Source organism: cyanobacterium endosymbiont of Rhopalodia gibberula, from assembly GCF_003574135.1.
Classification (GTDB): Bacteria; Cyanobacteriota; Cyanobacteriia; order Cyanobacteriales; family Microcystaceae; genus Rippkaea.
In genome coordinates this window covers 602,358-619,848 of sequence record NZ_AP018341.1, presented here as the reverse complement: position 1 = coordinate 619,848, position 17,491 = coordinate 602,358, and the positions used below count along the sequence as shown (strand labels likewise).

Genomic DNA, 17,491 nt, shown 5'->3' with positions numbered 1-17,491 from the left:
GTTTAAGAAATTATAGCGATTCTCTCGTTGAGTTTGGGGGTTGGTACTGCACGTCGGCAAAAGGGATTTTATAAAATTGAAAACCTTATTAAGTAAAAGTTTTAGCTTTAGCTATTTAACCTTGCCTTACTTAATTTGTTAATACCGACGACACACACCACATAGATTCCAGTGACAAAGAAAGGGGATTTTGCCCACTTCCTCCAGTCAACCGTTCAAGCTGTCCCATTAATGATCAAAGGTGCTATTTATTGTTGTAAAGGCCTGCTCCACTAAACCCGAAAGACGAAAAATCTTTTGTTCAGGTTTCGGATAACTTTAGTCTGTTGTCAACAAACCTTGATAGCTCTTGTTAGGAACTGGGTTCTTTTTCTTGGGCCGTGGGAACTAGCTCTTCAAAGACAATTCGCAACCAAGGGGGAGCAATAAAAGTTGTCAGAATAACCATCATAATAATGGCTGCTTCGGTAGACTGTGTTAAAGCCCCACTTGCAGCCCCCACTCCAGCAAACACCAATCCCACCTCGCCTCGTGGAATCATGCCAACGCCAATGGCGAGTTTATTGAGGTGAGGTTGCCCAAAAATGGTAAATCCAGTAACCACCTTACCGATGATTGCTACAGTAACTAGGAAAGCTGCGATAATTAGCCCTTCTCGATTACTGGGAATAGTTGGATTCAAGACGCTTAAATTTGTTTTTGCTCCCACACAAACAAAGAAAATCGGGACAAAAATATCAGAGACGGCGACAATTTGCTCTTCAAGTTCTTTCCGTTTCTCAGTTTCTGCAAGAATTAAACCAGCTGTAAAAGAACCAAGAATCCCCTCTAATTGAATCACCTGAGCAATGTAAGATAAAACAAAAGCAAAACTTAAAGAAACTAACAGAAGTTGTCCTCTAGTCTTCATCTCATTAACTAATTTAACGTAGAGAGGACTTAACAGTCGGCCAATTAGAATCGCCCCAATTAAAAAGGCTGCAGCACTAATAACAAGATAAACAAGATTGACTAGTTGAATCTCACCAGTTTTAACTAAACTACCTACAACTGCCAGAATAATAATTCCTAGGATGTCGTCTAAGACAGCCGCACCGATAATGATTTGTCCTTCTGAAGAACTTAGACGACCAATTTCAGCTAACACCTTAGCGGTAATCCCAATACTGGTAGCAGTTAAAGCAGCCCCTGCAAACACAGAAGGAATAACGGGAATGTTGAATAAATAGACTAAACCTAATGTCCCCAGAATAAAAGGGGTAACAACACCGACAATGGCGATAACCACTGCCTGGGGTCCAACGCGAATTAATTCTTTTAGATCTGATTCTAAGCCAATTTCAAATAATAGAATTATGACCCCTAATTCCGACAAAACAGAAATAAATTCTTCTTGAGCTGAAAATATAGCTTGTATGCCTTCAGGGGTTAAATCTGCAGTTAGTTGCAAAAATTGCATGAGGGCTGAATCGTAAGCAGTTGCCCCTCCTTCGGGAAAGACTAATAATCCTAGGGCTGAAACTCCGACAGCCACACCTCCAACGAGCTCCCCTAACACGGGGGGAAGATTAATCCGAAAACAGATCTCTCCTCCGAGTTTACTGGCAAAATAAATAACCACTAAACTCAAAAGGACACTGGCTAAAACTAATGCGCCATCAGCCTCACCTTTGGTTACTGTAGCCAACAGAGGTAGCTTATAGACTAAATCAAGTAGAGATAATGTCGAAGTTAGTGTACTCATCCAAATCTTTATGTCAGCTATGGTATCGGCAAAAATCACTTTGATCTACTGTACAGGTTTCTTTGAAAGATCTCCGATTTTTTTTTTAAAACTACTTTACTATGTCAATTTTTGCAGGATACCATAACGATTAGTCGGTTTGAGGGCTATAATTATCATTAATTTTTACTAAAGAACGGATATTAGCTTAGGTGTATTTCTACATTTAACAATATTTAGCAATTTCAATAAATGACTATTTAACTTTTTTCAAGTGGAGTTAAGCTAGGTCATATCTATAAGATAAAATATATAACTAATTATCAACAACACTAATTAATGAAACGTCCTTGAAATTAATAGAAACTAGTAAACATCGATCAATAAGGTAATAATCAAATTCGGATTTTGTATTATTTTTATGTGACTTTATACTATTTCTTTCTACAAAAAGTTAGTTCTTCCTTGCTTAGTTTCTTTTAAAAAATTCTTTAACCTCTGCCAATCTTTATGTTCAATTAAAGCAATAATCTGGTCTAAGTGTTGACGATATTCTAAGAGTGACTGCAACAATGCTTTTTGATTATATTCTGCCATCATTACTCCTAACTCAGGGTTTCCTCCACCAACTCTACTGGTATCCCTAAATCCTGAACTGGCTAAGTTTTGAGCTAGTTGAAAAATTAAATCTTCTTTTTCTGCTAAACAAGCACTAATCAAGCTAGCACTGATCATAACTGGTAAATGGGAAATCCAAGCAACTGCATAATCATGATTCTCTGAGGTACAAGTGTAAACTTTAGATCCTAATTCATTTGCTATAGTTTCAAGTATTTCAACGTCTTTAGAGAGATTATTTTGAGTTGGTGTAATAACATAAGGAGCATCTTTAAATAATTCTTTTTGTGCTGCGTCTATTCCCTGTTCTGTAGTTCCAGCCATAGGGTGTCCTCCAATAAATTTATCCCATAACCTAGAACCTTGTTTTACAATTGACGTTTTAACTGAACCCACATCAGTGACAATTGTTTTTGCTTTTAAATGATAAATTAACTGTTCTAACGTAGGAATAATTAATCCAATGGGAGTACAAATAAAAATGATGTCCGCATTACTTAATGAGTGTAAATCAATACTAGCTTCATCAACAACTCCTCTTTCTATGGCACGTTTACAGGTACTTTCTTTACGCGAAACTCCTAGGATAGTATGGCCGTGATCTCGTAGATCCAACCCTAATGACCCCCCAATTAAACCCAGTCCAATAATTCCTATTTTCATAAATTAATACTTAATACTGAACAACTATAATCAATACGATATAATAACTTGTTTTTTGCCAGGTTTTAATAAATTTATTGATTTTTTTAGAAAATAATTGCTAATGAAATATTGACAAGTATCACACAAAATCTGATATATTATATTTACCTGTTTTGAAGTATTTTGGCTTATACTCCATATTAAACAAATTAATTTAAACATAAAAAGCTAAGTAAGAATAAAACATAAATAAACCTAGGTATAGGTTAACATATATTTATTTTCTTTAACTAATTAATTATATTTATTTGGTAAAATGCTGAGTTTTAAACTAAAAAAATTAGATCTAAATTATTGATTCATTTAAATTAAGTAAGCAACAGAAAATTAATTTTGACAACTAAAATATGGTTTTATGGAGGTATAATCTGCTTTTTCTGACTATTTTTCCAAGCTTATTTTCCATACAATAGTGTCTTTAATAGATTAAAGACACTGTTATTATTCTGTTCTAAAATATAGTCATAAAGTAAGCTTCAAGGAAACTATAATTTGTCTAAGGCTTCTTATTCAAGTTTTTATTTATGAACAGGTTTTTAAATTTAGTTCCAATAGTCGAATAGTTATATTCGTGTTACTCTTACCTGAACTACTCTAGACTAAAAATTAATAGTATTTCAAGGAAACCGTATATGAGTGATCAGTTTGATTATGATCTAGTTATTATTGGCGCGGGAGTCGGAGGTCATGGTGCAGCTATTCATGCCGTTAACCGTGGACTCAAAACCGTTATTATTGAAGCAAAAGAAATGGGAGGAACCTGTGTTAATCGAGGGTGTATTCCATCTAAAGCTCTCCTCGCTGCATCAGGAAGGGTAAGAGAATTACAAAATACTCATCACCTTAATAGTTTAGGGATTCAAGTCGATGGAGTGGTTTTTCAACGAGAGGCAATCGCGAATCATGCTACTAATTTAGTTAATAAAATTCGGGGTGATCTTACCAAGAGCTTAAAACGTCTCAAAGTTGACACCATCAAAGGATGGGGAAAAATTGTTGACAACCAAAAAATTAGTGTATTGACTGATGACGAGGAAAAATTTATCACCACAAAAGACATTATCTTGTGTCCTGGGTCAGTTCCCTTCATACCTCATGGTATTGAAATTGATCATAAAACTGTTTTCACTAGTGATGAGGCAGTTAAATTAAAAATTTTGCCCCAGTGGATAGCAATTATTGGTAGTGGATATATTGGGTTAGAATTTTCAGATATCTATACAGCCCTTGGATGTGAAGTAACCATAATTGAAGCATTAGACACTCTGATGCCAGGGTTTGATCCAGAAATTTCAAAAATTGCTGAACGAGTATTAATTAAACCCCGTGATATCGAGACATATTCTGGTGTATTTGCTACCAAAGTTATCCCAGGTTCTCCTGTTACCATTGAATTAACTGATGCAAAGACAAAAGAAGTTGTAAATTTTCTAGAAGTGGATGCTTGTTTAGTAGCAACTGGACGTATTCCTGCAACGCAAAACTTGGGATTAGAAAACATTGGTATTGAAACTCAACGAGGATTTATTCCCGTTAATGATCGCTTAGAAGTCTTATCAGACGGGAAAGCTGTCCCTCATTTGTGGGCTGTAGGAGATGCAACAGGCAAAATGATGTTAGCTCATGCTGCTTCAGGACAAGGAGTGATCGCAGTAGAAAATATTTGTGGACAAGATAGAACGATTAATTATCGTAGCATTCCGGCTGCTGCTTTTACCCATCCCGAAATTAGTTACGTTGGGTTAACTGAACCGGCAGCGAGAGAATTAGGGGAAAAAGAAGGGTTTACAATAGCCTCGATTAAAACTCATTTTAAGAGTAATTCTAAAGCCTTAGCAGAAGGAGAAACCGATGGTATTGCTAAAGTGATTTATCATCAGGGTACAGGGGAGATATTGGGAGTCCACATTATTGGTATTCATGCCTCAGACTTAATTCAAGAAGCAGCTAATGCGATTGCTCAACATCAGTCTGTACAAAACTTGGCGTTTAATATTCATACTCATCCTACTTTATCGGAAGTTATTGACGAAGCATTTAAACGAGCTAGTTCAGCGATTTAACTTTATAAGGTGGGCTATGCCCACCTTATTTTCTACACAAAAAGATTAAATAAATATACTATTTTTTGTTTATTATTTCCTGTTTTATTTACTTTATAAAATTTTCAACTGTGTCAAATATATAAGACATCAAAACATTATGTTTTATATATTTAAAGTTTAAGTAAGACAATAATAAAGTCTAAATATTTTGTGTATATTCAGCACCTTATAGGGGATAAAAAGAAAATCTATGATTTTGCTATAGTAAAACTTTTTGAATCCAACTCCGTTGATATTTTTTAAGGTTTTTAAGAATTAAACTTGATAATTTAAAATTATATTGTCGATAATAACATTTTTTTTACTTGTTCTATTAATAAATAGAGACTCAAATAATTATCAGTAAGTACTTCAAGAGTAAAATAAGTCAACCTAGAAGAATAAAAAAACTAATTTCGCGTTATAAAATATAATAGTTGATTAGCCACTATTCAAATACAAAGCTAAATAATCCTCTGTTAAATTTTATAATTGCTTCTACAAAGTAGCTATTAAACAATAATACAACATAGTCTATTTCTGTATTATTCGTTATTCCTGTATACTTTTCTAAATAGCTTGATTTAATCAATATAAATTATACTAAATTTTCTGAGTATCTATAAATTGTATTAATTCGTTATTTAAGTCAATTTTTTAAAATTAAAAATTTTTCTTGTTTTGAAAACTTCTAATAGTTCTAATAATTTATATATTTTTTTGAAAATTTTTTTTATTATAAATTTTATACTAGTTACTTGTATTGTAGGAACAAAAGTATTGCCAACTTTGAAGTAATAAAACCATTAGTTATTAAAACTAACATGCTGATCCGTTATCGAATAAATATAACTACTGTATATGGAATATTTTCTAGTGTATCTAAACAATCATCTATTTTAACTTATTAAAACTATAAATAATTTAAAAATTATAAAAAATGAACTAATTAAAACAAAATAATAATTAAAATTAGGATCAATACTTAAAATAAATTAAAAGTAATTGCTTCACGATGTGATGACTTCTTTTGTTTTTGTTTTTAGTAAGACACCTACTCTTAAATAAGAGAAAATAAAACCCCAAAAATAGGTCTGTAAATTAGTTACTATGATCACTTCATGCCACATTAAATATAAGCCTGATATTCTGGCAATCAGTTTAAGACTATGAATAGTAATAAAAGCGAATTTTAGAAAGTAAATAAGAATAATTCAAATAAAAATTATTATAATTGCAACTCCTAGGAGCACATCACATACTTTTTTAAAATAAACTCAACTTAATCGACTGTCAAATACTGCTAACATAGTAGCTTCTAATTCTCTAAATATCTATGCTTTTAGGGAATAAAGTACCAAAAAAGATAGTTTATAATACCAATAGAAATAATAGCAATGGCAGTAACATCACTCGTTAAATTTTTTTAAAAAAAGCTGCAATAATAATTTTTAAAAAACGCCTTCATCATCATAAGACCATGAATAATATAACCAATAAATTTATTTATTGCCGGTATTCTTACTTAATCGGCAAGAACTACTAAGACTACACTGAAAACAATTAATTTCTCTAAGGTTTTTGATGTAGCAATTACTCATATCGCTAGTTCTTTGTTGTAAGCCGTGACGTAATAACATAATGGACAAGGGAATGAACCTTACAGCTACCACTGTTGCAGCTACAATTCTTCTAGTTGCTACCAATCATGATCTCACAATTACTACTGCTAATGCTAGTCCTTACATATAGTCATTAAAACAGAATTTCTATAGTTACTAGTGATATTTCAAAAATTTCTGTTTTGTCTAACATAGAATCTGAAAAGATAAAATGAGCAATGACTAACAGCCTGTGATTATTAGCCACAATTTCAAAAATTTTTTGCCGCAAAGCAGTCAGGAAAAATTGATAGTGTCAATAATGCTGATAGGATAAAGGGTTTTTTGCGACAATTGACCTTAAAATTAATTGTTGATAACACTGGTAGTTTTTACTAGATGTCAATCAGTGTTACTGTAATATTGCCAGAAAAACAAATATCTACATCTGTTCCTTGTGATCGCTGTCGTTTAGCATATTCCCCTTGATAATAATAAAATTCTCCTTGAGCCCAATAGTCTACCGGTAAGGGATGAGTACTCCTTTCACAAAATACAATTTCTGGCTCTGGGGAACCAACCTCTAAATGAGGCAAATTGACATTCCAAAAACTTCCAGAAGATAAAGGATAAGTCCACAGTTTCTCTAATACTTTAGCCGTCCATGTTGTTGCTAGGTCCCAATCGATGACTAAAGGTCGCTTAATCCAATGAGAAATGGCAATTCCTGGAACTCCATGCATAGCCGCTTCTCTAACGGCAGCTACCGTCCCTGAAATGTAGATATCCACTCCTAGATTTCCTCCAGCATTGATTCCCGACAGCACCCATTTTGTTTCTTTAGCCACTTGAGTTAAAGCTAGACGAGTACAGTCTACAGGGGTTCCATCCACAACATATTCACTATCAGACCGCTTTTTTAGATGAATAGGTTTATTCGTCGTGACGCGGTGACCACAGCCTGAGTGTTGCTCTTTAGGAGCGACAATAACTCCTTGTCCTCCCAAGGCATTGTGTAAGGCACGAATTCCAGGGGAATCTATTCCATCATCATTGGTCAAAATAAAAGTCATGTTATGTCCTATTTCCTAAGTCGATGTTCAACCTTTGGTTCTTAATTTAACTCAAAATTGCGTTCAGACAAAGCCAATACGAGCTCTTTAAGAAATCAAAGTTATTAACGTTAAGATGAATTTTTCATTTAAACAGACGTTATTCTCGCACCGGAATGATTTTCAGGTTCAGAGATAAAAACTTTTATTGAATTGACTAAATATTTTGTTGTTAAAGTTTTTTAAAATTGAATAAATTGTCTAAATTAGTAGCAAAAAGTCAAATTGCTAAGGTGTAAGCTTTCTATTCAGCTCTAACTGTCACATTTAACTGTTGGCAGATTCTTATCCTAAATCCTTCCGTTTAATAATGACGATAAAAACGATAAGAAGATACTAGAAAATTAGCAGCTTCTATCATTTTTTAGTATAAAAAGTTATCTTATAAATGAGGAAGTTTAATCTGTGAATCTAAATTATTATCTTAATGTACATCTAATAGTTTTAGAAATAACTAAAATATAAAAAATATATTGATAGTTGAGAGTTAAAATGTATGCTTTTATTTATATAAACCTGTAAATATCAAATATAAAAAAGGTAAAAAAGAGTAACTAACAATACCATCCTTATGTTTTTTTCAATAAACTCTTCAAAAATAATTCTTTAACTTAAATAAAGTTTCTAAGAAGGAGGAAAATTAGTCTGCCATTGTTGGGTAGCACAATGCATACACAGTGACCAACGTTTGAGTTCACCAGGGGGTGTTGGACAATGACATTGAGGACATAATGGCATACCTTGTGATCTCGCTTTGATTAAGTCAGTCCAGCGTTGGAAAGCGATTGCTGGAGTCGTAAAGCTATCAGAAGTAGTCTGAGGTAAAGAAGTTGGAAAATCAATCTTACTCGGATGAGATGATTCGACAAAGGTGTCTGCAACGAGTTGAGAATTATGCCACTTAGCTGACGAAAAACGAATATCAACAAGAGGTTCTTCAGGAAATCGAGCATTAATGTTTTTGAGGAAAAGGTAGCGTTGTAACGATAAATGTTGAGCCCAAACTGAACTTGATGTAGCTACCCAGAGTATATTTTTTTGAATATATAGGGGTCGAGTATGAGAAACAATTTTAGGATCAATCACCTCATTCCAATATTGGCATAGACGGTAATATCGTTGATATCGCACCCATCCAGGTTGTTTGGTTAAAGCAGCTATTAAATGATTGAGGGAATTAAAAGCCATTAAACTTCATCCTTATATACTGGTCTTGTTTCAATTATGATTTGTTGTGACGCTTAACGACAAAATAATCATCCTAAAGTTACCTACCCTTTTATAAAATTATTTAGAATGACTATTACTTCATCAACTTTTTCTAACTTATCTGGGAAAATGACTCGTAATTACGATAATGCTCTAGTTCCGCCCAAAAATATGTCTCAAGATCTTCTTGAAGCATATGTTACTAGCTAGACTAACTTATTAAAGCTTCACTAGTTCTTGCCATAGCTATTCAGACAATTTTAAGAAAAAAGTGGTGAATTTAGCATACCAATATAAAGCCGGCTGACAATCATCGCTCAATAGTTGTGGGGTCATTCTATGTGCCAGAGGATTCTCATAAAGTCTTCATTCAACATTGAGAAACATTAGCTTGAATACTTAAGTGTTTGTATTGTACCCAAAAAACTTAACCTTTGCCAAAAGGTAAAATCTAGCACAAATTCTTAAATAGTTTTTCTTCCTAAAGTCTTCAACAACCTTATCTACCAAATCTAAATCTACTTCTATTTCTTCAACTTCTAATTCAGTTGCCGTGACGTTGAAAACCGTTACTTTTCTCTAACTATCTTCTAACTTAACTAAAGCTTTATTACTGTCTTTTTGCCATCGTAATTAATTTATTCCTCTTGTTGTATCAGATATTTTTATAAATCGTCATTTAATCAATACTTAAACTACTAAGTGGCTTAAAATAAAAGTCAAAGAAATAAATTGTTTCCATATCTCTCTAGATTTAATAACTTAATTAAAATTACTGTTGACTTAATTAATATGTCTTAAATAAAGTTTTTGTTAAACCATTTCAGTTGTATTTATATTTAAATATTTTTTTATTCAATACTGTTCTTTCTTTTAAAACTTGATTTCAAGCTATAATTTTTTAAGAAATTAAATATAATTATTTTAATTATGTCATTGTATTCTCTGATTAAATAGATTGTTTGTGCACGCTTGATTGTTATTTGTTAATAACGTCAAATTTATTTCTTTAATAAGATAGAAGTGTTTTGACTTTATCCATATATTTCTATAACTCTTTATATTTCTATATTATTTAGTATCTTTTCTATTTTATCTTTTAAAATTTTTTATTTTTTTAATTTATGTATTAAGTACCTACTTTTTACTAAAATTTATACTTTTAACTATTTTAATTTATGTATTGTACACATTTAATATGTAGTATTTCCTAAATTATCTTTAATTTAGGAAATAGACAATTATTATGCCTGTTTTTAACATCTAAAAAGATACGAATAATTTTAGAAGATATTTTTATTATTTGATATCTAATTATAATTAGAACGACTTTGCTAATCTTACGGTCACATAGCTTTTTATTTTCTTTAAAATTTTTCTATTGTTATTCTCTTTTTAGAGATAATTTTTAAGTTGTAAGTAAACTTTGATAGTGTCTGTTGTTATGATTTCGTTATACTTGTCTCGATTATTGAGATTTCCTCTTCTGGGTATACTCAATTTTCTAAAACTAAAATTTATATTCCTTTTCTAATAATTCTGGGGTTTTTTAAGATAAGCAAGCATGTAAAATGATGTTGCGGCTATTGAACAAAAAAACAGACTAATAAGTTCTTTATTCCTTCAGAACATAAACATAAAACCTATTCAGAAAGACAGGATAGTGAGGGTGAAATTGCTTTTGCTTAACTTCTCCGATAAATTAAGCAATCAGAATATTCTCAATAGCTTAGAGTGTTAGACTTAACCGATTAACATTTATAATTAATTAAAAATTTTAGATTTAGAGGACAACAATTATCTAGAAGGCAAAAGAAGGACTCTTAGTTCACTAACTTAAAATTGTATCCAAGGGCGTAGCAGTATTTAGCAAAATCACCATTACAATAAATAATAAAGAAGCTCTAAATTAGACTGAACCTATTCTCATTAGAAACTATATGACCGACGTTCCTGTTTCTCATATTCGTAACTTCTCTATCATTGCCCACATCGACCACGGTAAGTCTACCCTGGCTGACCGTATGTTGCAAGATACTGGAACGGTAGAACAAAGACAGATGAAAGAGCAATTCCTTGACAATATGGATTTAGAACGGGAACGAGGAATTACAATCAAACTACAGACAGCGCGAATGAACTATCTTGCTAAAGATGGCGAAAAATATGTTCTGAACCTTATTGATACTCCTGGACATGTAGACTTTTCTTATGAGGTGTCTCGTTCTTTAGCAGCTTGTGAAGGGGCTTTGTTGATAGTAGACTCGTCCCAAGGAGTAGAAGCTCAAACATTGGCTAATGTTTATTTGGCTTTGGAAAATAACTTAGAGATTATTCCCATTTTAAACAAAATTGACCTGCCAGGATCTGAGCCTGAACGGGTGGCTAATGAAATTGAGGAAGTAGTCGGTCTTGATTGCAACAATATTATCAAGGCCTCCGCTAAAAGTGGCGTCGGAGTTGATGAAATTTTAGAGTCTATTGTTCATCTAATTCCCCCACCAGAAGATAGGGTGGATAAACCTTTGAGGGCTTTGATTTTTGATAGCTATTATGATCCTTATCGGGGGGTTGTTGTTTATTTCCGCGTTATGGATGGAACTGTTAATAATGGCGATCGCATTCGGTTAATGGCCTCTGGCAAAGAGTTCAATATTGATGAGTTGGGGGTTCTTTCTCCTACCCAAGTCCAAGTAAATAGTCTACACGCAGGGGAGGTCGGCTATTTGTCCGCAGCAATCAAAACAGTAGAAGATGCCCGGGTCGGAGATACGATTACTCTAGCCAAAGAAATAGCAAAGAAACCTCTACCAGGCTATACTGAGGCCAAACCGATGGTCTTTTGTGGACTATTTCCTACCGATGCAGATCAATATGAAGACCTACGCGAAGCCTTGGATAAGCTTAAACTTAATGATGCAGCTTTGTCCTATGAACCTGAAACCTCCAGCGCAATGGGGTTCGGTTTCCGTTGTGGTTTCTTAGGATTGCTTCACATGGAAATTGTCCAAGAAAGACTCGAAAGAGAATATAATCTTGATTTAATTACTACTGCACCATCAGTAATTTATCGCGTTACCACTGTCGATGGAGAAGTTATTGAAATTGACAATCCTAGTTTACTTCCTCCACCTCAAAAACAAGAGAAAATTGAAGAACCTTATATCCAAGTAGAAATGATTACCCCTGAAACGTATGTGGGGACATTGATGGAATTATGTCAAAGTCGCCGTGGAGTATTTAAGGATATGCGTTACTTCACCCTATCAAGAACTGCTTTGATTTATGAGTTACCTTTGTCCGAAGTAGTCACTGACTTTTTTGATCAATTGAAGTCACGATCACGAGGTTATGCAAGTATGGAATATCATTTAGTCGGCTATCGAGAAAATCCCCTAGTTAAATTAGATATCTTTGTGAATGGAGATGGGATAGATGCTTTGGCTATGATTGTCCATCGAGATAAAGCCTATTTCATAGGTCGCGCTTTGACAGAAAAACTCAAAGAGTTGATTCCCCGTCATCAGTTTAAAGTTCCTATTCAAGCGGCGATCGGAACAAAAGTGATTGCCAGTGAGCATATTCCTGCACTGCGGAAAGATGTGTTAGCCAAATGTTATGGAGGAGATATTTCTCGCAAAAAGAAATTACTACAAAAACAAGCTAAAGGAAAAAAACGAATGAAGTCTATTGGAACTGTTGATGTTCCCCAAGAAGCGTTTATGGCTGTCTTAAAATTAGATCCACAGTAACTAGCTAGATAATAGTTAACTCCTAATAAAAGGGTTAACTGTTATTTAACCTTAGAAGATGATTTTTTTTAGGATGTATAAAGTCTTTCTAATAGAGCACTCTAACTAACTAGAATGGAGATATAATGCGCGATATGTAAGCTTTTAAAGCTTTTGACTTCAGTGGTAAATATATAATCTGACTATGCTACAATACGTGATAATTTACGGTATGATATCCATCTCAGTCAGTCAGATTTTTGAAGTATATGGACAATATTCCCAATCACCTCAGTAAGATCAATGGGCAGTTAGGTAAATTGACTATATTGGGGTTTCCGTTTGAAGAACTTGCCATTAATGCTTCTTTTGAAGAGATTGTTTTTTTATTGCTGCACAGCCATCTCCCTACCCAAGGTGAATTGGAGCAACTCACTGAGAAGTTATTAGGTTATCGAGATCTTGATCCCAAAATATTAGACGTCCTAAAAAGTGTAGCTGAAAATCAAATTGAGCCAACAGAAGCTTTGCGGATTGGAGTGAGTTGTCTGTCAATGGATATGCGTTCACATCGTATGGATAAAGAAGGAATTAATGGTGCACTTAAGATAATCGCATCAATTCCTGTAATTACTGCGACTTATTGGAGATTAATCAACGAAAAAACTATAATTGCTCCCCATCCAGAATTAAGTCATGCAGCTAATTACCTCTATATGCTTACGGGAAAAGATTCTTCTCCCGAGCATGTTCGAGGACTAGAAACCTATCTCAACACAGTTGTAGAACATGGACTAAACGCATCCACTTTTGCTGCACGAGTAGTGATGTCAACCCGCTCGGATTTTGTCTCTGCTATAACTGCAGCTATTGGTGCTTTGAAGGGGGTTCTTCACGGGGGTGCACCAGGTCCAGTTATTGACATGTTGTTAGAGATTAAAGAGTCTTCGGAGATAGAGCCTTACTTACGGCATAAGTTTGAAAGTAGAGAGCGTTTAATGGGTTTTGGTCATCGCATTTATCGGGTCAAAGATCCACGGGCGACACTTCTTTCAGAAGTAGCTGAGGATATTTGGCACCACAAAGGGTCCTCTAAGTTCTGGACTCTTGCAATTGATGTAGAGAGAATCGCTTTAAGGCTACTCAAAGAATACAAACCTCACCGAAGTATTAAAACAAACGTTGAATACCACACTGCGTTAGTTTTGCATGGACTGGATATTCCTACACCTCTATTTACTAGTACATTTACAATTAGTCGAGTGGTAGGCTGGTTAGCTCATTGTTTTGAACAACTCGAGCATGATCGCATTATTCGCCCTAAATCTATATACACCGGACCAAGCGAACAAAAATGGTCTCCTATCATAGAGAGATAATCTAATCAACGATTGTCTCTGAAAAACTTGTAGTGATTTCGGGTATTCCTCTAATTTAAGTTATCTCTAGCCAGTAAATTCCTTGATGTAATTGCTTGAACACCCTTTAAGATAAGTAGACAAACGCATCGAAACTAGCAAAAAGTGTAGAATTGTATGATACCTTGTTTAGCGAACTTCTTGTGGGGTATAGTTTTGAGGAATGTTATTGTTATTCTCCCTATCACAGTTGATTCAATTTTTATTAGTTAAAGTGGCACGATCAAACGTTCTATAGTAGAAACGTTTGTCCCAGTCAGAATACTGAATATTTTTAAAGACAGAGATATTCCCTAGATATCCTAAAAGTAAAAGGTGGAAATCCCTTGTCAAAACTCGCTACTATAGAAATGGAGAATGGAGAGGGGTAATGGTAAATTTTGGGTTGAATTCGGCCAGCATTCTTGGTATATTTCTGGCAGTGGCGGGAGCTGGCTTATATTTTTTAAGATCTGTCCGCCCTGAATTATCGAGAGACCATGATATCTTTTTTGCGGCAGTAGGTTTATTGTGTGGCTTAATTCTATTGTTTCAAGGATGGCGACTTGATCCTATTTTGCAATTTGGGCAGTTTCTCCTGACTGGTTCAGCTATATTTTTTGCCGTGGAAACTGTTCGACTACGAGGTGCGACAACAGAGCAAGCGAGACGAAATTTTCCTGTCGTGGATGATGAGCGTCGGGTAAGTAAAACTCGTGTCTATACAGAAGCTGAATTGGATCGACTCGAACCCTACGAAGAAGAGGCAGAATATACTAACAATCGCCGCAGGTTGAGAGGGTATGAAGAACCTCGTAGTTCTAGGAGTATTCGTCGTTCGACTCAATCTTATAGCGATCGTGAATCTACTCGTCAACGTCGTCCTCGTCGCCCTAGTTCGCCTTCCTCTCAATCGTATGATGCCTGGAATGATTCCTCTGATATGTGGGAAGAACGTCCTACTCCTCGTCGTCCCCGTCCAGATAGTCAAGCTTCAGAAACCACTCCTAGATCTTCTAGAAAACACCCTCTCCATGCTTCATCTGAGCAAAACTATTATCCTAATTCTCCATCTGAAGAAGCTACACCAGACGATTATGTCGATTATCAACCCATTGATCAACCACAACGTAAGCTAGGAAAGAAAACAAATCTATCTAGTACTGATCAAGAGTCAAAGATTGATCACTATGATGATGATTCGAATCCTACCCGTTTCGATTATTAATCTCGATTAATTCAAGTGCAAACTAGATCAATAAAAGTAACCCCAAGAAATTTTTCTAAACTTCTTTTTAGTAAAAGATTTGGTCTATATTTTCCATTGCATTACTTGGTTCTATTGATTTTAATGAGTTTACTGAATTCTTGTGATTTTATTGACCATTCTCAAGCTTTAGGTGGACTTAATAGTCGCTATAATGATGGTCAACCGGCTCTAAGTGGTGATGGACGCTGGTTGGCTTTAGTCTCCAATCGTAATGGCACTAGTCAGATACTACTTTATGATTTGCGGGGAAAACAGTTAGTCAATGTACCTGGACTAAATCAGAATAATGTTGTTCTCGACAGTCCTAGTTTAAGCCGAACGGGGCGCTATCTGGTGTATGTTTCTAGTATTCGAGGAAGGCCAGATGTTGCTTTATATGATCGTGCTACCCGACAGTCCGAATTGTTAACCCAGGGGTATCGGAGTTGGGTGAGAAATCCCCAGATTAGCCCCGAGGGACGCTATATTGTCTTTGAAACAGCAAAACGGGGTCAGTGGGATGTTGAAGTCTTTGATCGCGGTCCTTTAATAGAGTTAGATATTCCTGATGGTGCTTTAGTCGTTAACCCTTAAATAGTGAAGTATTTTGTCCTCATTTTAATGGCGATTTTGACCACTCTTTTAAATAGTTGTGGCGGTTATCCCCGTCTCCTGACGTTTCCGTTTGATCCGGGAGGACGAGGATTGAATAGTCGGTCTTCAGAATTAACCCCTCAAGTAACCTCTTCATATATCGTTTTTGTGTCTGATCGCAATGGATCTCAAGATGTTTATTTATTTAATGCACAAAAACGACAGTTGATTGATTTACCGGGATTAAATTCTCTTGATGAAGTAGCCTCTCACCCTTCAATTTCTGAGGATGGCCGCTACATTGTTTTTGCAACGAGTCGTCAAGGAAAATCAAATATTTATCTTTATGATCGTCAAACTCAACAAAAACGTAGCCTCACTGAAAATCTGCAAGCAGAGGTTCGTAACCCCATGATTAATGCAGATGGTGATCGTGTTGTTTTTGAGATTGCTCAAGATGGTCAATGGGATATTATGGTTTATAACCGTGCAGGAAACCCTACTGATTAATGTTTTTTTAGCAGATGTTAACTCTATTTTCTTTGCTAAAAGAATAACAATTAGGCTAAAAAAACATGATAATTGTTCTGACAACTTGCTTAAAAATTTATTTTTTTGAAATTTTTTATCTTTCCACTCATAGACTATTCCGGATAAGATCACATAAATACTTGGGGAAGGAGGAAATAGATGTGCTAAATTCTAGATAAGAATTTTTTTATTTATAGCTAATACAGTTATTCCGATTAATTATTCTGATTTAAACCCCAGACAATAAAAACTTAAAATCTCTCCATTCTACCGAGTAATAAGTTTACAAATACCCGTTATCTATCCCATAATTTTGGCTTTATATGAGGTTTTAAAAAATTCTTCAATTACAATAATATTCGTTTTATGCTGTTGTCTTGTTTCTGTCTCTGTTAATCTAACAGTGCTTAAAATAGGATTGGTGAAAATAACATAAGAAAGATGACCGTAGTTTACCTTAAAGCAAGGAAAAAATAATATATTTTTATGGCAATGCTAGCTTCATATTTAGCAAAATTAGAAGGTTTATAACCACCACCAATAGTAATGCCACAAGTATAAATTTTAGTGTTAGTTATTTGTAGTTTTTGATTAACTTTAATCTTCTGATAAGTTAATTTAACTTTTACTCCTTCTAAATTAAAACCTTTGATATTCGGTTGATTTTCCATAGCTATAATAATTTCATCAGCTTCAATTTCTTTATTTCCAGCTTTTTCCCATTTTCTTTGATTAATTCGTTTAACTTTAGTTATAGGACTTTGGGTTAATATTTGTATACTTTAAGCTTCTAATTGTCCTTGAAGTGATTGAATAACTGAAATATCTTTTTCAGGTAAAATATTAGGTTGTTCAACAATCACTTTGGTTGTTGAACAACCTAAACGGACTAAATTTTAAGCTAATTAAATTCCAATGAGGGTTGCTGAAAATAATT

General features: G+C 34.3%; 13 protein-coding genes. 8 read left to right on the top strand and 5 right to left on the bottom strand.

What is annotated here, in order from left to right; genetic code table 11:
* Nucleotides 1-352: 352 nt before the first annotated feature.
* Both RGRSB_RS01895 and RGRSB_RS01890 read right to left on the bottom strand, forming a co-directional pair.
* Nucleotides 353-1,744 (bottom strand): cation:proton antiporter, encoded by a 1,392-nt coding sequence (locus tag RGRSB_RS01895; protein WP_172582111.1) that lies wholly within the window; start codon nucleotides 1,742-1,744, stop codon nucleotides 353-355.
* 423 nt (nucleotides 1,745-2,167) lie between these two features.
* Nucleotides 2,168-3,004: a prephenate/arogenate dehydrogenase gene (locus tag RGRSB_RS01890; protein ID WP_119259594.1), complete on the bottom strand. Its 837-nt coding sequence runs from the start codon at nucleotides 3,002-3,004 to the stop codon at nucleotides 2,168-2,170.
* 674 nt (nucleotides 3,005-3,678) lie between these two features.
* On the opposite strand from RGRSB_RS01890, the gene lpdA reads away from it, so the two are divergent.
* On the top strand, nucleotides 3,679-5,109 hold the full coding sequence (lpdA, locus tag RGRSB_RS01885) for a dihydrolipoyl dehydrogenase (RefSeq protein ID WP_119259593.1): 1,431 nt from the start codon (nucleotides 3,679-3,681) through the stop codon (nucleotides 5,107-5,109).
* Nucleotides 5,110-7,126: 2,017 nt separating this feature from the next.
* On the opposite strand, the gene surE is transcribed toward lpdA, so the two are convergent.
* Together surE and RGRSB_RS01875 are read right to left on the bottom strand one after the other, a co-directional pair.
* Entirely contained in the window at nucleotides 7,127-7,804 is a 678-nt protein-coding gene (gene surE / locus RGRSB_RS01880; protein ID WP_119259592.1) for a 5'/3'-nucleotidase SurE, read from the bottom strand.
* A gap of 663 nt (nucleotides 7,805-8,467) precedes the next feature.
* Complete coding sequence (locus RGRSB_RS01875; protein WP_119259591.1) at nucleotides 8,468-9,031, bottom strand: DciA family protein; 564 nt, start codon at nucleotides 9,029-9,031, stop codon at nucleotides 8,468-8,470.
* 108 nt (nucleotides 9,032-9,139) lie between these two features.
* On the opposite strand from RGRSB_RS01875, the gene RGRSB_RS10680 reads away from it, so the two are divergent.
* From RGRSB_RS10680 to RGRSB_RS01845, 7 genes are all read left to right on the top strand, one after another.
* Nucleotides 9,140-9,262 (top strand): hypothetical protein, encoded by a 123-nt coding sequence (locus tag RGRSB_RS10680; RefSeq protein WP_269460792.1) that lies wholly within the window; start codon nucleotides 9,140-9,142, stop codon nucleotides 9,260-9,262.
* A gap of 1,730 nt (nucleotides 9,263-10,992) precedes the next feature.
* Entirely contained in the window at nucleotides 10,993-12,804 is a 1,812-nt protein-coding gene (gene lepA / locus RGRSB_RS01870) for a translation elongation factor 4 (protein ID WP_119259590.1), read from the top strand.
* 248 nt (nucleotides 12,805-13,052) lie between these two features.
* Nucleotides 13,053-14,162, top strand: a complete 1,110-nt coding sequence (locus tag RGRSB_RS01865) for a citrate/2-methylcitrate synthase (protein WP_119259589.1) — start codon at nucleotides 13,053-13,055, stop codon at nucleotides 14,160-14,162.
* A 156-nt stretch (nucleotides 14,163-14,318) separates the two neighbouring features.
* Nucleotides 14,319-14,414, top strand: a complete 96-nt coding sequence (gene psbX / locus RGRSB_RS01860; RefSeq protein WP_119259588.1) for a photosystem II reaction center protein PsbX — start codon at nucleotides 14,319-14,321, stop codon at nucleotides 14,412-14,414.
* 157 nt (nucleotides 14,415-14,571) lie between these two features.
* Complete coding sequence (locus RGRSB_RS01855; RefSeq protein ID WP_119259587.1) at nucleotides 14,572-15,408, top strand: Ycf66 family protein; 837 nt, start codon at nucleotides 14,572-14,574, stop codon at nucleotides 15,406-15,408.
* A gap of 123 nt (nucleotides 15,409-15,531) precedes the next feature.
* Nucleotides 15,532-16,023 carry a TolB family protein gene (locus tag RGRSB_RS01850; RefSeq protein ID WP_119260913.1) on the top strand — a complete coding sequence of 164 codons (492 nt, stop codon included), beginning with the start codon at nucleotides 15,532-15,534 and terminating at the stop codon, nucleotides 16,021-16,023.
* Nucleotides 16,024-16,050: 27 nt separating this feature from the next.
* Entirely contained in the window at nucleotides 16,051-16,533 is a 483-nt protein-coding gene (locus tag RGRSB_RS01845; protein WP_172582110.1) for a TolB family protein, read from the top strand.
* 473 nt (nucleotides 16,534-17,006) lie between these two features.
* On the opposite strand, the gene RGRSB_RS10295 is transcribed toward RGRSB_RS01845, so the two are convergent.
* Nucleotides 17,007-17,225, bottom strand: a complete 219-nt coding sequence (locus RGRSB_RS10295; protein WP_197715883.1) for a hypothetical protein — start codon at nucleotides 17,223-17,225, stop codon at nucleotides 17,007-17,009.
* Nucleotides 17,226-17,491 lie beyond the last annotated feature (266 nt).

Excerpts from the sequence above, each read along its gene's own strand:
- RGRSB_RS10295 (WP_197715883.1), bottom strand. The coding sequence starts at position 17,225 with ATGGAAAATCAACCGAATATCAAAGGTTTTAATTTAGAAGGAGTAAAA.
- lepA (WP_119259590.1), top strand. The coding sequence starts at position 10,993 with ATGACCGACGTTCCTGTTTCTCATATTCGTAACTTCTCTATCATTGCC.
- RGRSB_RS01845 (WP_172582110.1), top strand. The coding sequence starts at position 16,051 with ATGGCGATTTTGACCACTCTTTTAAATAGTTGTGGCGGTTATCCCCGT.
- RGRSB_RS10680 (WP_269460792.1), top strand. The coding sequence starts at position 9,140 with ATGACTATTACTTCATCAACTTTTTCTAACTTATCTGGGAAAATGACT.
- RGRSB_RS01890 (WP_119259594.1), bottom strand. The coding sequence starts at position 3,004 with ATGAAAATAGGAATTATTGGACTGGGTTTAATTGGGGGGTCATTAGGG.
- RGRSB_RS01895 (WP_172582111.1), bottom strand. The coding sequence starts at position 1,744 with ATGAGTACACTAACTTCGACATTATCTCTACTTGATTTAGTCTATAAG.
- RGRSB_RS01850 (WP_119260913.1), top strand. The coding sequence starts at position 15,532 with ATGAGTTTACTGAATTCTTGTGATTTTATTGACCATTCTCAAGCTTTA.
- surE (WP_119259592.1), bottom strand. The coding sequence starts at position 7,804 with ATGACTTTTATTTTGACCAATGATGATGGAATAGATTCCCCTGGAATT.
- RGRSB_RS01865 (WP_119259589.1), top strand. The coding sequence starts at position 13,053 with ATGGACAATATTCCCAATCACCTCAGTAAGATCAATGGGCAGTTAGGT.
- psbX (WP_119259588.1), top strand. The coding sequence starts at position 14,319 with ATGATACCTTGTTTAGCGAACTTCTTGTGGGGTATAGTTTTGAGGAAT.
- lpdA (WP_119259593.1), top strand. The coding sequence starts at position 3,679 with ATGAGTGATCAGTTTGATTATGATCTAGTTATTATTGGCGCGGGAGTC.
- RGRSB_RS01855 (WP_119259587.1), top strand. The coding sequence starts at position 14,572 with ATGGTAAATTTTGGGTTGAATTCGGCCAGCATTCTTGGTATATTTCTG.
- RGRSB_RS01875 (WP_119259591.1), bottom strand. The coding sequence starts at position 9,031 with ATGGCTTTTAATTCCCTCAATCATTTAATAGCTGCTTTAACCAAACAA.